General features: G+C 35.9%; 13 protein-coding genes. All 13 read left to right on the top strand.

Translation table 11 applies throughout. From position 1 onward, the window contains the following. The first annotated feature begins 24 nt into the window (after nt 1–24). The 13 genes from JM79_RS14305 to JM79_RS14245 all read left to right on the top strand — a co-directional run bounded on the left by JM79_RS14305 (nt 25) and on the right by JM79_RS14245 (nt 14,145). Nucleotides 25–996: a glycosyltransferase family A protein gene (locus JM79_RS14305; RefSeq protein WP_141878803.1), complete on the top strand. Its 972-nt coding sequence runs from the start codon at nt 25–27 to the stop codon at nt 994–996. Next, on the top strand, nt 997–2,187 hold the full coding sequence (locus tag JM79_RS14300; protein ID WP_141878802.1) for a glycosyltransferase family 4 protein: 1,191 nt from the start codon (nt 997–999) through the stop codon (nt 2,185–2,187). Further along, nucleotides 2,184–3,482, top strand: a complete 1,299-nt coding sequence (locus JM79_RS14295) for a glycosyltransferase family 4 protein (RefSeq protein ID WP_141878801.1) — start codon at nt 2,184–2,186, stop codon at nt 3,480–3,482. The genes JM79_RS14300 and JM79_RS14295 overlap by 4 nt, the downstream gene beginning before the upstream one ends. A 49-nt stretch (nt 3,483–3,531) precedes the next feature. Then, nucleotides 3,532–4,365 (top strand): aldo/keto reductase, encoded by an 834-nt coding sequence (locus tag JM79_RS14290; RefSeq protein WP_141878800.1) that lies wholly within the window; start codon nt 3,532–3,534, stop codon nt 4,363–4,365. Continuing rightward, complete coding sequence (locus tag JM79_RS14285; protein ID WP_141878799.1) at nt 4,366–5,919, top strand: GMC oxidoreductase; 1,554 nt, start codon at nt 4,366–4,368, stop codon at nt 5,917–5,919. It abuts the gene before it with no gap. Further along, on the top strand, nt 5,909–7,072 hold the full coding sequence (locus tag JM79_RS14280) for a glycosyltransferase family 4 protein (RefSeq protein ID WP_141878798.1): 1,164 nt from the start codon (nt 5,909–5,911) through the stop codon (nt 7,070–7,072). Before JM79_RS14285 ends, JM79_RS14280 begins: the two co-directional genes overlap by 11 nt. Beyond that, a complete protein-coding gene (locus JM79_RS14275; protein WP_141878797.1) occupies nt 7,072–8,322 on the top strand; it encodes a hypothetical protein in 1,251 nt (416 codons plus the stop codon). The genes JM79_RS14280 and JM79_RS14275 overlap by 1 nt, the downstream gene beginning before the upstream one ends. 1 nt (nt 8,323) lies before the next feature. Beyond that, nucleotides 8,324–9,319, top strand: coding sequence for a glycosyltransferase family 1 protein (locus tag JM79_RS14270; protein WP_141878796.1), 996 nt, complete (start codon nt 8,324–8,326; stop codon nt 9,317–9,319). After that, a complete protein-coding gene (locus JM79_RS14265) occupies nt 9,312–10,454 on the top strand; it encodes a glycosyltransferase family 4 protein (protein ID WP_141878795.1) in 1,143 nt (380 codons plus the stop codon). Before JM79_RS14270 ends, JM79_RS14265 begins: the two co-directional genes overlap by 8 nt. A gap of 46 nt (nt 10,455–10,500) precedes the next feature. Then, nucleotides 10,501–11,472 (top strand): UDP-glucuronic acid decarboxylase family protein, encoded by a 972-nt coding sequence (locus JM79_RS14260; protein ID WP_141878794.1) that lies wholly within the window; start codon nt 10,501–10,503, stop codon nt 11,470–11,472. 7 nt (nt 11,473–11,479) lie between these two features. After that, entirely contained in the window at nt 11,480–12,052 is a 573-nt protein-coding gene (locus tag JM79_RS14255) for a WcaF family extracellular polysaccharide biosynthesis acetyltransferase (protein ID WP_141878793.1), read from the top strand. Between the two features lie 99 nt (nt 12,053–12,151). Then, nucleotides 12,152–12,895: a glycosyltransferase family 2 protein gene (locus JM79_RS14250; RefSeq protein WP_141878792.1), complete on the top strand. Its 744-nt coding sequence runs from the start codon at nt 12,152–12,154 to the stop codon at nt 12,893–12,895. A 65-nt stretch (nt 12,896–12,960) separates the two neighbouring features. Then, nucleotides 12,961–14,145, top strand: a complete 1,185-nt coding sequence (locus tag JM79_RS14245; protein WP_141878791.1) for an MraY family glycosyltransferase — start codon at nt 12,961–12,963, stop codon at nt 14,143–14,145. Nucleotides 14,146–14,147: the final 2 nt, after the last annotated feature.

Below are 14,147 nucleotides of genomic sequence, written 5' to 3'. Positions count from 1 at the left end.
TTGATAAAAATTAAATTATAAGAAATGGCTGAAAATTTAGTGTCAGTTATTATCCCAAACTTCAACAGCATTAAATTTATTGAAGCGACTTTAGATTCAGTCTTCAATCAAACTTATAAGAACATTGAAATCATAATTATAGATGATGGATCCACTGATGGTTCTTTCGAATACATTTCAAATCTCGATAATCAAAATATAAAACTTTTAAAAAGCCCTGGGAAAGGCGCCTGTGCTGCCAGAAATTATGGACTAAGACTGGCAAAGGGGGAATTTATTCAGTTTTTGGATGCCGATGATTTGTTCAGTCCTAATAAAATTGAATCTCAAGTTTCTGCATTAAGGAACCAACCTGAATCCATTGCTGTATGCTCCACTAAACATTTTTATGAAACTATAGATAAAGGCGTGATAACCGATAGAGAGTTTCTCTATACAACGAGCGATACTGAAGCATTTTTATTAAATCTATATGGGGCAAATGGACAACAGAATATGGTGCAAACCAGTGCGTGGTTAACTCCTAGAATTTTGCTTGATAAAGTTGCCCCCTGGGATGAAACATTGAGTAAGGACCAGGATGGGGAGTATTTTTGCAGAGTTGTAACCACCGCTAAAAAAGTTATTTATACTCCTGAAACTGTAAACTATTATAGAAAACATATAAAGGGCTCAAATATTGCCAATCAAAGGCAACAAATCCATCTGGAAAGTCAAATACGCGCTTTAGATTCAAAGACAAAGCAGTTCGTTATATTGAAAGATTCTCAAGCCTATAACAACGCCATGGCCTTGCAATATAAAATAATAGCTATTGACGCATATCCTATGCACAAGACTATTTACAAAGCCGCAATACATAAAACTGACCAGTTTGGTGGTAGTACTTATGAGCCGGTTATGGGAGGTAAGATTATTGAAAGCATAAAAGCTATTTTTGGTTGGCGCGCGGCAAAATCATTTTCTGTGTTCATTCACAAATACGTGACAGCATAAATGAAAAATCTTCTCTTTATTTCAACCTCAAGCTTAGCAGCTAACCCCAGGCTCGTGAAGGAATTTGAAGCCCTTAAACATACATTTGCCTGTCATGTTTTGTGCTTTAAACATCATGACTGGAGCTTAGAGCTTTCTGAAACAATTAAAGCTAGAAATCCGGAAATTCATTTTATCGAGATTGACAGAAAAAAAGAAATAATTAAAACAGTTTTTTCGAAGGTCTTACAAAAATTTGCTATTGTTCTCAACCCATTTTTTCCAACCAATTTTGGAGTCTGTGCATTTGCCAGTAACGATAAAGCCCTGCAATTATGGTTTATGGCTAATGCTCTACAGAAAAACTCAAAGTTTTCCCGAATAATTGCCCATAACCTGGGTGCTTTTTATGCTTCTGTAAAACTTTCGGAAAAAAATGACATTGCCCTACAATTAGATGTAGAAGATTATTATCCCGGAGAAGCCCTGTATTTTAATAAAGCTTATGAAAAGCAAAACAGGATGAAGCTTATGGCGCATAGTTTTCTACGAGCAGAGAGTGTTTCTTATGCTTCTAAAGGTATTCAACTGGAGTGTGAAAAGCATTTTAAAGGGGACAACCAAATAGAAAATTTGACTATTATTAATTCCTTTAATGCGGAGGATTTTAAAAAACCAGGAAACACTCACACGAATATCATAAAGTGTGTTTGGTTTTCTCAGCATATCGGCCCCAATCGAGGCCTTGAAAAAGTTTTTGCAGCAGCAAAAAGCTTAGACCGAATAGAATTTCACCTTATAGGAAACCCTAATTACAACTATTTGGAAACTGTAAGTATAGGCAAGAACGTAATGCTGCATGACATCATGAAACAGGAAGATTTACATGAATTTTTAAGCCAAATGGATATTGGTCTTGCTCTTGAAAATGTAGAGGCAGACGATAACCGTAACATCTGTTTAACGAATAAATTTTTAGCCTATGTTCAGGCAGGTCTGTATATTTTAGCAACCGATACCTTTGGTCAATCACAATTTTTGAGTTCCTTGGATTATAATGCGGGGCTTATCATGGAATTTTCCTTAGAAAAATCACTTCAGGATCTAGACCGAAACCTTATACAAACGACTGCTAAAGTTGAGAGATGGCAGAACGCCAGGTCTTTTTCCTGGGAGAATGAACAACTTAAGTTACAGAAATTAGTATCATGAAAAAAGTTTTGATGATTTATCCACACTGGCATCCTGCAAACCTTGCAGGTGTTCACCGGCCCCGCCTAATCGGTAACTTCCTGAAGGATCTTGGCTGGACACCGAGGATTTTAACGGTACACGAAGAATACTTCGAAGAAACTCCTGATCATGATTTCAAACGAACTTTTTCTTCTGATTTTGAAGTAACACGCGTAAAAGCCTTGAAAACCTTTAAGCCGAGATTGATCGGGGACATTGGGTTGAGAGCCTTTTACCAGCTATATAAGAAAGCTCTGGAATTAATTGAAACGGAAAAAATCGACTTTATCTGGTTACCTATTCCTTCCTTTTATAATTCTTTGCTGGGAAGGCTTATCTATGAAAAGACAAAGATGCCTTATGGGATAGACTATATCGATCCATGGGTAAGGGATATTACAAATCAAACAGGAGTTCGGGCTCAGCTAAGTCAGTCGGTGGCAAGAGCTTTAGAGCCTATTGCCGTTAAAAAAGCAAGCTTAATAAGCGGAGTATCCACACCTTATTATGAACCTGTTTTAAAGAAAAATTTTCCCGAGTTTTATAATAAGGACAATGAATTGCTTTCTGAGACGGTAAACTCCAAATCTGGAAGAAAAATAGTACATGTGGCAATGCCTTATGGCTTCGATCCCAATGATCACGAAGTTGTCCTTCCTAACGTTAAGTTTCCGTGGGACAATGATCCCCAGGACCAGAAGAACTGGATCTATGCGGGTGCGTTTCTTCCCAATAGCCACATTTTGCTTTCTGCATTTTTTGAAGCTATTGAGAATTTAAGAAAGAAGGGACTTTGGGACGAAAAAATAAAGTTGTGGTTTCTAGGTACCGGAACTTATCCCGCAAAATCAATTACAGAATATTCAGAGGAATTTGGGTTACAGGATATCTTAACCGAAAAGAGGAAGCGTTATCCTTTTCTACAAGTTTTAAACTTTCTTTCAGCGGCAAATACGGTAATGATCATAGGAAGTACGGAGAAGCATTATACAGCCAGTAAAACCTTCCAGGCACTTTTAAGTAAAAAACCGGTATTTAGCGTCTTTCATAGAGAAAGCAGTGCTGTAAAAGTCATGGAAGATTGTAAAGCAGACGATTACACGGTACGTTTTAATCCGGATGACGATAGAGAGACCTTAGTAGATCAATTTGAGGAGAAACTTTTAAACCGTCTAAACCCTACATCATGGAATCCCGATCTGGAGGTATTAAATAAATTTTCAGCTAAGGAATCGGCACGTAAATTGGTTCAAGGAATTGAAAAAGTATATTAATAGCATTCCTACATTAAATCTTATTAGTTAAAACTGGAATACTAAATTTATGAAAGAAAAAAGATCTCAACTTGGTTTCGGTACAGCAAGTTTAACGAGCATAAAGTCTTACCACGAGAGTTTATCATTATTAAATTGCGCTTATGATAAAGGCATCACTTTATTTGATACTGCTCCATTATATGGAAAAGGTTATGCTGAGTTAATTTTAGGCAAGTTCGTTAGAAATAAAAGAAGTGAAATTGAAATAACAACTAAATTTGGATTAGGTGCTTCAAGTTCAAAGTTTATTCATCCATTCTTGGCTTTACCTCTTAATTATATTACCAAAAAAGTTAAAAACAATAAAAAATCTGATAAGAAGCCTCAAGCATTTGTACCGAATTTGTATGTGAGAACTATTGACAAAATCTCAATTGAAAATTCATTAAATCAAAGTCTGAAAAACCTTCAGACAGATTACATTGATAATTTTATGATACATGAGGGGCTGCCTTTCTTCATTACAGAAGAAGGTTTAGACTTTCTTTTTAATTTAAAAAAGGAGGGTGTGATATTAAACCTTGGAGTCGCAGTAAATAGTCACCATTTAAAAAAAATTGACGAGCCTTTACACGATAATTGGGACATACTTCAATACGATCATATGTCTTCAAATTCAAAATCCATACAGACAAGTTTTCCTGAAAGAGACCATTACTTCCATTCAATTTTGAAAAACATAGAAGAATCTCAGGTTGTAGAAGTTAATGACAAGGAGAAAGCAGGATATTTGTTAGCTCAAATAGCGAACAAGAACACAAGCTCTAAAATTTTATTTTCTACAAGAAAGAAGAGCCGATTAATAGATAATATTGATTCCTTTAATAAGTTCAAAAACTAAATGCCATTTTACAATTATAATGTTGATAAAATTACATCTGATCTCCTTAAAAAGGAGGTTGTAATTATTGGCGCCGGAGCATCAGGTATAATGCTAGCTTTAGAATTATTAAAATTAAAAATAAGCACTGTTATTATCGAAACCGGACATTTTCAGGAAGATGAAAAACGACAAGTGTTGAATGAAGTTGTGCAGACGGGAAAAAAATTAGAAAATGCTGTATGGGGCCGAAAAAGAGCAATTGGAGGTACCACAATAGCATGGGGAGGTCAATCCTTACCCTTTTCTTATCTAGATTTCAAAAAGAGAGAATATGTCGCAAACAGTGGATGGCCTATAAATTTTGATTCTCTAAAAGAATACTATAAAGACGCTAATAGGTTCATGGGCGTTGATGTTATGGATTATGAAGGGCAAATATTCTCTAAACTCAATATAAAAAGACCAAATATTGATAAAAATAAATTGAATTATCATGCGTCGAAATGGGCTAACGAACCTAATTTCAGGAAGAAATATAAAAACCAACTAGAAAATGAAGTTGATGTAATTTATAATGCACAAGTAACCGAAATTATTGCAAACAAAAATAAGGTAGAAGGTATTATTCTAGGGAATTTTAAAGGAGAGAGTATGGAAGCTCCCATTAAAAAACTAGTGCTGGCAACAGGAGCAATTGAAGCCACTAGAATGATGCTTCATTTAAGCAAAAAAAATAAAAATTTTTTTAGTGAAAACGGTGAGCTAATAGGAAAGTATTTTATGGATCACCCTTGTATGAAAATAGGTTCTGTAAAAAACATTCGGGATGAGTACTATTTTCAGAAACAGTTCAATACAAATTATCATAAAAATAGAAAATATTCTTTCCGAATCAGTCTATCTGATTATGCTCAAACGAAATATAAAATATTAAATGCCTCATTAAGCTTAATGTTTTATTATTCAAATGAAACAGAGGATCCTATTTATAGGGCAAAAAGTTTAGTTAAAACTCGCAACTTAAGTTCTCTGGGATGGATATTGAAAAACTGGAGAATTTACTATAAAATGTTAGTCGCTTATTTGTATGATGGATTTCTCTATAAGCCAAATGCTGATGTTAAATTAGTTGTAATGGCGGAACAGGAGCCTTCCTTGGATAGCTTTATCTCATTGAGTGAGGAAAAGGATGAGTTCGGTCAGGAAAAAGCTTTAATTAATTGGAATGTTTCTAATAAAACTTCTCAATCCATAAAGAGTATTGTAAAATTCTTTGAAAATTATTTAAATGAAAGTGGACGGGCTACAATTGAATATTTTTCTGATTTGGATAAAATTAATAATAATCTTCTATCGGATGTCAACCATTTTATGGGAGGAACCAGAATGAGTAAATCTGAAGAAACGGGGATTGTAGATGAAAATCTAAAAGTATGGCAAACCGAGAACTTGTTTGTTTGCAGCACTTCAGTTTTTCCAACAGGATCACATTCTAATCCTACGCTTACCTTACTAGCTTTGACACAGAGGTTAGCCTATCATCTTAAATCAGTTTCTCTTTATGAAAAATAGGCTTGCAGTAGTTATTACTCATCCAATTCAATATTATGCTCCAATGTTCAGATTACTGGCAGAAGAACCGGATATTGAAGTGAAGGTTTTTTATACCTGGTCTCAGGCTAAGGAAAAAGTAAAGGACAAGACTTTTGGAAAAGATATACAGTGGGATATTCCTTTGTTAAATGACTATAACTACGAATTTGTTGAGAATTTCTCTAAAAGCCCGGGAAGTAATAAATGGAACGGGATAGAAAATCCCGAGCTTATTAAAAAAATTAAAGAATTCCATCCCGGGGCGATCCTGGTCTTTGGATGGAATATGAAGAGTCATTTCAAAGTAATGAAATACTTTAAAGGTAAAGTCCCGGTTTGGTTTAGGGGTGATTCTACTTTGTTAGATGAGACTAAAGGATTAAAAACTCTGGCCAGACGCCTTGTACTCAAATATGTTTATAATAACATTGATAAGGCATTTTATGTAGGCCGGGAAAGCAAAAGATATTTTTTAGCTCATGGTTTAAAGGAAAAAGAACTCGTGTTTGCACCTCATGCAATAGATAATGATAGGTTTTTTGACGCTACAGGAGAATATGAATTATTAGCAAAAGATTGGAGGGGGGAACTTGGTTACACCAATGAAGATATCGTTATTTTATTTGCCGGGAAGTTCGAGCAAAAGAAGAATCCATTACTTCTAGTAAATGCTATAAAAAGTCTACATGACGAAAACGAATCCAATTTGAAATTGCTTTTATTGGGAAATGGTCCTTTGGAAGCCGAAATTGACACTGCAATAAGAGACTGCTCTTTTATAAAAAAACTTCCTTTTCAAAATCAGTCCAAAATGCCGGTTGTATATCGAATCGCAGATATTTTTTGTCTTCCGTCTAAGGGACCTGGAGAGACCTGGGGCTTGGCGGTGAATGAAGCTATGGCTTGTTCCCGACCAGTATTGGTTAGTGACAAGGTTGGATGTGCACCTGATCTAGTACAAAATAATAACGTAGGTGAAATATTTGAATCCGGTAATTTGGAAGATCTAAAAATTAAGCTCCGCAAAATGTACCAGACGAATTTAAAATCGACAGGGAAAAATGCTAAAGAGGTCATCGCAGAATGGAACTTTAATAAGATCTCTGAAGCAATTAAATCTGAACTTCAGTAATGACCTTACTCTCTATTCTAGGCTTAATAACTCTAGGAATAATTCTACTTAGCTTATTTAATAAGCTTGGACAGAGTTTACCGGTGATCGAGCTGCTTTTGGCAATTGCCGGCCTTCAATGGATTCTTGGTCCAATTATAAGTTACAGCTCTGAAACATCTCATTATAAATATTATATGTATGTTCCCCAGGAGACCTATATGTCTTTTGTGGTTCCTGCTTTTGTGGTTTTTTCAGCTGTTGCGTTACTATGGAAAAAAGAGATTTTCACTTTTGATGAAGCTGATCTGTCTAAGAATTCCGGTTATGGTTTGAAAATACTTCTCTTTGGTATTGCAGCAGATATTGCCGGCAGGTTTGCCCCCCAGTCACTAGCCTTTTTTTTATTCTTGCTGTCGCAATTTAAATTTATTGGAGCGGCTTTATTGCTCTTTTCATCTTCCAAAAAAGAGCGATTGCTATTTTATGCCGCAATAGGTTATTTGTTTGTTACCTCCATAAATAATGCTCTTTTTCATGATTTTCTATTATGGAGTACTTTTTATTTTATGCTATGGGCTCTAAAATATAAACCGGGAGTACAAAAAAAGATCTTTATTCTTTTAGCAGGTCTGGTTTTTGTAATTAGCCTGCAGACTGCAAAGGCAGCTTTAAGAGCTGAAATATGGAACGGATATGAGGGAGATAAAATAGCATTATTTTTCAATGTCCTGGATCAGGAATTAAGCAATACCAATTTTGATGATACAGAACAGGAAGGACTTAATGTTAGGTTAAACCAGGGTTGGATCATTTCTGCTATCATGAAAGAAGTTCCGGAAGATGAACCTTTTGCTAACGGAGCTACTGTAAAAGAAGCTGTGACGGCAAGTCTTTTGCCAAGATTCTTATCGCCAAATAAAAAAAAGGCCGGAGGTCAGGAAAATTTTAAAAAATACACCGGTCTTTATTTAGGCGAAGGAACCTCAATGGGCATGAGTATAATAGGAGAGGCTTATGCTAATTTCGGTTCCTTTGGAGGAATATTTTTTATGCTAATCTGGGGCTTTTTTTTATCGGTTTACTGGAACCGCATTAGGGCTTTGAGTGAGAATCATCCTGTTTTGATCTTCTTTATACCTCTACTATTCTTCCAGGTAGTAAAAGCGGAAACCGAACTGGTTGTTGTTTTAAATCATATGGTAAAGGCCAGTATTGTGGTTGCTTTGTTCTTTTGGGGTGCGCGAAAGCATTTAAAGTGGGAGATCTAATATGTCGGAAAAATATCTAACACTAATTTTTAGAAAACGCCTTCCACAATTCAACAGCATTGAAGAGATTTTTCTACAACTGCTGGAACAATTTAAAAAGCAACTTGATGTACATCATGTTGAGGTACCGAATTCAGGAGCAGATCCCTTAAGTGCTTGTAAAAATCTTCACTTTATACATAGGAATAAAAGTAACATCAACCATATTACAGGCCATATTAATTATGGCTCCCTGGCTTTAGGAAAAAAAGGAATTCTAACTATACATGATATTGGTTCTGCTTTTTACGGCGGAAGTATTCATAAATTATACATAAGGATATTTTGGTTTTGGCTTCCGGCTTTAATGGTTAGAAAAATTACTGTCATTTCCCATTTTTCTAAAAAAGAATTAAGTGAATTAATTCCTTTTGCTAAAAATAAGATAGTGGTAATTCACAACCCGGTAAATTCTGCATTACAATATTGCCCAAAACCTTTTAACAAAGAGAATCCATTAGTACTTCATATAGGTACGAAATCTAATAAAAATCTGGAGCGCACTATTGAGGCATTGGAAGGGATTAAGTGCAGATTCTTAGTAATTGGTGAACTTTCTCAAAGGCAACTTGCATTACTCGAGAACAATAGAATAGACTATTACAACAGAATGCATATTTCCTTTACAGAAATTAAAGCAGCCTATGAAGAATGTGATCTGGTGAGTTTCGTTTCTCTCTATGAAGGATTTGGAATGCCGGTTATTGAGGCCCAGGCAGTAGGAAGGCCTGTACTTACCTCCGCCATAGAACCATTAAAAGAAGTAGCGGGTGATGCAGCCTGTATGGTAAATCCAACAGAAGTTCGGGATATTCGAAAAGGGCTTTTAAGAATTATGAAAGAAGGTAAATATCGGGAAGAGCTTGTAAGAAAGGGACAGGAAAACGTTAAACGTTTTCAACTAAAGAACATAGCAGATCAGTATTTAGCATTGTATAAAGAGATCACAAATGCCTGAAAAGAAGAAAATCCTTATTTTTATAGACTGGTTCCTACCCGGTTATAAGGCGGGTGGTCCAATACAGTCAGTGGTGAATTTAATCAACCACCTTGGCCATGCATATGACTTTGATGTGGTGACTTCTAATAAAGACCTGGGAGAAGTTGCTGCTTATCCAAATATTACTTTTAATGAATGGATTGAAAGAGAAAATTGCCGGGTAATCTATTTGGATGAGAGAAACCAAAATTTAAAGCGCTACCGTGAAATCTTAAGAGAGAAGCAGTATGACTCTGTCTATTTCAACTCCCTTTTTTCGGTAAACTATACACTGAAACCGCTACTGGTTTTGAGAAATTTTAAAGTCAAATTAATTTTGGCTCCCCGAGGAATGTTGGGAGAAGGAGCTTTGAATATAAAGCCGTTAAAAAAGAAAGTCTTTTTAAAGCTTTTCCGAAGTTTCGGTTTTAGCAGTAAGATAAACTGGCACGCCACCGCTGCTTCTGAAGCAACAGAAATAAAGCAGCACTTTGGTGAGGATTCTAAAGTTCGTATAGCAACAAACCTTTCCGCGGTTATGGCTAATGATTTTCCGGAGAAAAAGAAAGATGAGGGATTTTTAAATTTATTCTTTTTATCGCGAATCAGTAAGAAAAAGAACCTTAAAGCTGCCCTTCAGTATCTATCAAGTGTAAACAATTTGTATAATATTAATTTTAGCATAATTGGTCCGGTAGAAGAAGAAAAGTACTGGCAGGAGTGCTTGGAAATTGTTGATGATTTACCGAAAAATATCAGGGTAAAAAATATTGGAGCAGTTCCTAATCACCATTTAAAGGAAGAATTAAAAGATCAGCATTTTATGTTGCTGCCGACTTTTCACGAGAACTTTGGGCACGTGATCATGGAATCCTGGCAAAATGCATGTCCGGTAATTATTTCTAATAATACTCCATGGGAACAACTGGAGCAAAAGAAGATTGGTTTTGATATTCCTTTAGAACAGGAAGAACAATTTATAAAAGCGATAGAAAAAGTAACCGCAATGGATCAGGCTGAATACAATGACTGGTCAAAAGCTGCATTTGATTTTGCTAAAGAATATTGTAATGATCCTAAGGCGATAGAGGCAAGTAGACAATTGTTCGAATGACTAAATACTACCGATTGATTTTTTAATCGGGAAATAAAGATAAATCATGAAAAAAATTCTAATTACCGGTGGTGCTGGTTTTGTCGGTTCACACTTATGTAAAAGATTATTAAATGAGGGTAACGAAATCATCTGCCTTGATAATTATTTTACTGGGAGTAAAAAAAATGTTATCGAATTACTCGATAATCCTTACTTTGAATTGGTGCGACATGACATTACCGAACCTTATTATGCTGAAGTAGATGAGATCTATAATCTAGCCTGTCCTGCGTCACCGGTACATTACCAGTACAATCCTATCAAGACGATCAAAACTTCAGTTATGGGTGCCATAAACACTCTTGGTCTTGCTAAACGGGTCAAAGCGAAGATCTTGCAGGCAAGTACCAGTGAAGTCTATGGAGATCCTGCCGTTCATCCACAGCCGGAATCTTATTGGGGAAATGTAAATCCAATTGGAACCAGGTCTTGTTATGATGAAGGCAAGCGTTGCGCAGAAACCTTGTTTATGGATTATTATCTGCAAAACCAGGTTAAAATTAAGATCATCAGGATCTTTAATACGTATGGACCTAATATGAATCCGGAAGATGGGCGTGTGGTGTCCAATTTTATCGTTCAGGCTTTAAAAGGTGAGGATATTACCATTTTTGGAGACGGTACTCAAACCAGAAGTTTTCAATATGTAGATGATTTGGTGGAGGGAATGATTAGAATGATGAATAGTAGGGATGGTTTTATAGGTCCGGTAAACCTGGGTAACCCGGGAGAATTTACCATGATCGAGTTAGCAGAAAAAATCATAGAACTCACAGGCTCCTCTTCGAAACTTATTCATTTAGATCTTCCCAAAGATGATCCTACTCAAAGAAGACCGGTTATTGATCTTGCCAAAAAAGAACTTAACGGATGGGAACCAAAAGTTCATCTTGAAGAAGGACTTATCAAGACCATAGCTTACTTTAAAAATCTATTAGATGAGGAAGGGAAGATAAGTCCCAAAGTTTTGAACTAAGCTTTATATGCAAACAGATCTATCCTCTTATAAAAACGACTGGTATAAACCTGGAAGCAAATTAAAAATGCTCCTTTGGTATTTGACTAACGTACTCTTTTTTCAGAATTCCTTAAATCCTTCTTCGGAGTTAAATGTGGCATTATTAAAGTTATTTGGAGCTAAAATAGGTGAAGGAGTCGTGATAAAGCCAGGGGTAAATATTAAATATCCCTGGAAACTGGAAATTGGGAACCACACATGGATAGGAGAGAAAGTCTGGATAGATAATTTAGGCGAAGTGAAGATTGGTAGTAATGTTTGTATTTCCCAGGGAGCTATGTTGCTTTGCGGGAACCACAACTATAAAAAACTAACTTTCGATCTGATAGTACAGAATATTACACTGGAAGATGGGGTATGGATCGGGGCGCAGTCTGTGGTTTGTCCCGGGGTAATTTGTAAGAGTCATAGCATTCTTTCTGTGAGTTCAGTGGCTAACAAAAATCTGGAGGCTTATAAAGTTTATCAGGGGAATCCTGCTGTTAAGGTTAGACCTCGAATAATGGATGAGATTGCCACATCGGCTAATGCCTCTTAGTAATGGTACAAGGTATCAGAGATAGGATTAAGGACTTAACTTAGTCTGATAATTTTAAAATTACAGTAAAACTCTCAACAAAGACAGATAACAAATAAAGTGAAAGTTACAATCATCACCGCAACCTATAACAGCGCAGATAATATTTTTACTGCAATGAAATCTATCGCCACCCAATCCTATCTGAATATAGAATGGGTGGTAATCGATGGCGGTTCCAGCGATAAAACCCTCGATATTATTAAGGGAAACTATAGCAGGGAGCTAAAAATTATATCAGAGAAAGACCAGGGAATTTATGATGCCTTAAATAAAGGGATCAAACTCGCCAGTGGTGATATCATTGGTTTTGTGCATTCGGATGATTTTTTAGCTTCGCCGGAAATAATTTCTGAAATGGTTCAGACTTTTAGAGATAGAAAAGTTGACGGAGTGTATGGTGATCTGGAATACGTAAGCAAATCTGATACTAGCAAAAGAATAAGATTCTGGAAAAGTGAACAGTTCTTTTCGAAGTTGTTACGAAAGGGCTGGATGCCGGCTCATCCCACCTTGTTTCTGAGAAGTGAAGTTTATCAAAAACACGGTCACTTTAATTTAAAGTATCGTATCGCTGCCGACTATGATTTTATTCTGAGGGTATTTTCAGATTCAAGCTTAAGCTTTAAGTATATACCAGAAGTTCTTACGAAAATGAGAGTGGGTGGGGCAAGTAACCGAAGTCTTAAAAACATCAAGCTAAAATCCATGGAAGATCTTAGGGCTTTAAAGACTAATAAGATTACGAATCCTTACAGCGTTCTTCTCCAAAAGAACTTATCAAAGATTTCCCAGTTTTTTTAGAAATACATTTAAACCTTTCTTCCCTACAGGTTCAGGTTAATTACTAACCAGAAAACTTTACACCAATGAATATTTTAGATCAGGAGGTCATCCTCGAACTTTTCAAAAGCTATTACGGTTTTTTTACGGCAGGTACTTTCCTGCTTGCCTTTATCCTTACCTGGTATTTTATTCCTAAAGTACTTTGGGTAACTAAAGAAAAACAATTGGTAAAGGAAATCAATCATCGCAGTTCTCATCAAATAGAAGTACCTTCCTTTGGAGGAGTAGCTTTTTTCCTGGTGCTAATACTTATCATAAGTATTCTGCAAAGCCTGCGTATCACCTACACAGGAAACCATCTTATTATAGGTCTTACTTTTCTATTTATGGCGGGATTAAAGGATGATTTGGTGGTTTCTTCGGCCAGATTAAAATTTGTAAGTCAGGTGTTTGCGGCTGGATTTATTATTTTTTCACCAGAGTTGGAGTTAACTAATTTACATGGATTTTTGGGTATCACTGAAATACCTTATTGGTTAGGGTATATTTTAAAATTGTTTGTGGTAATCGCATTGATTAATGCGTATAACCTGATAGATGGTATAGATGGTCTGGCGGGAATTGCCGGGATCGTAATATGTACTTCCTTTGCCGTGATGTTCTACCTTATCTCAGAACCATATTTTGTTCTAATTAGCGTTACCGTAGTAGGCTTACTTGCAGCATTTTTGCGCTACAATTTTTCACGAGGTCATCGCAAGATCTTTATGGGTGACGGAGGCTCCCTTACCATTGGTTTTTTAATAGCCTTCCTTGCTCTGAAACTACTAGTAAGAGATAACTCTGCAACATTACTGGAGGAGGGTTTTATGCCAGAAAATCGTGTATTATTTCTTATAGCTATTTTATTTCTACCTGTTTATGATACTGGAAGAGTCATCCTTATAAGACTTTCCCAGGGAAATACTCCTTTTGAAGCTGATAGAAATCATCTACATCATGTGTTATTAGACAATAAGTTAAGTCATAAGCAGGCCAGTGTATTGCTTGGTTTTATTAATGTTCTAATTATTGGATTGTTTATGATGCTTAGTAAGATTATCAACAGCGTTTATTTGAGTCTCATCATGCTGGCTCTATTCGTGTTAATAGCTTTAGTATTCGAATACCTTCGGAAAAATCGCAAGTACCGGGTGCTTTCAACACGATTAACGAAGAAAGGTATTAAAGTGCAGATTCGCGGACTTATCAAAAATATGAATTTCTAAGC

It is taken from the genome of Gramella sp. Hel_I_59, assembly GCF_006714895.1.
Classification (GTDB): Bacteria; Bacteroidota; Bacteroidia; order Flavobacteriales; family Flavobacteriaceae; genus Christiangramia.
This window is presented reverse-complemented; position numbering and strand designations above follow the sequence as displayed.

Coding starts and splice junctions, on each gene's coding strand:
- JM79_RS14300 (WP_141878802.1), top strand. CDS start 997: ATGAAAAATCTTCTCTTTATTTCAACCTCAAGCTTAGCAGCTAACCCC.
- JM79_RS14280 (WP_141878798.1), top strand. CDS start 5,909: ATGAAAAATAGGCTTGCAGTAGTTATTACTCATCCAATTCAATATTAT.
- JM79_RS14255 (WP_141878793.1), top strand. CDS start 11,480: ATGCAAACAGATCTATCCTCTTATAAAAACGACTGGTATAAACCTGGA.
- JM79_RS14260 (WP_141878794.1), top strand. CDS start 10,501: ATGAAAAAAATTCTAATTACCGGTGGTGCTGGTTTTGTCGGTTCACAC.
- JM79_RS14245 (WP_141878791.1), top strand. CDS start 12,961: ATGAATATTTTAGATCAGGAGGTCATCCTCGAACTTTTCAAAAGCTAT.
- JM79_RS14265 (WP_141878795.1), top strand. CDS start 9,312: ATGCCTGAAAAGAAGAAAATCCTTATTTTTATAGACTGGTTCCTACCC.
- JM79_RS14305 (WP_141878803.1), top strand. CDS start 25: ATGGCTGAAAATTTAGTGTCAGTTATTATCCCAAACTTCAACAGCATT.
- JM79_RS14285 (WP_141878799.1), top strand. CDS start 4,366: ATGCCATTTTACAATTATAATGTTGATAAAATTACATCTGATCTCCTT.
- JM79_RS14270 (WP_141878796.1), top strand. CDS start 8,324: ATGTCGGAAAAATATCTAACACTAATTTTTAGAAAACGCCTTCCACAA.
- JM79_RS14275 (WP_141878797.1), top strand. CDS start 7,072: ATGACCTTACTCTCTATTCTAGGCTTAATAACTCTAGGAATAATTCTA.
- JM79_RS14290 (WP_141878800.1), top strand. CDS start 3,532: ATGAAAGAAAAAAGATCTCAACTTGGTTTCGGTACAGCAAGTTTAACG.
- JM79_RS14295 (WP_141878801.1), top strand. CDS start 2,184: ATGAAAAAAGTTTTGATGATTTATCCACACTGGCATCCTGCAAACCTT.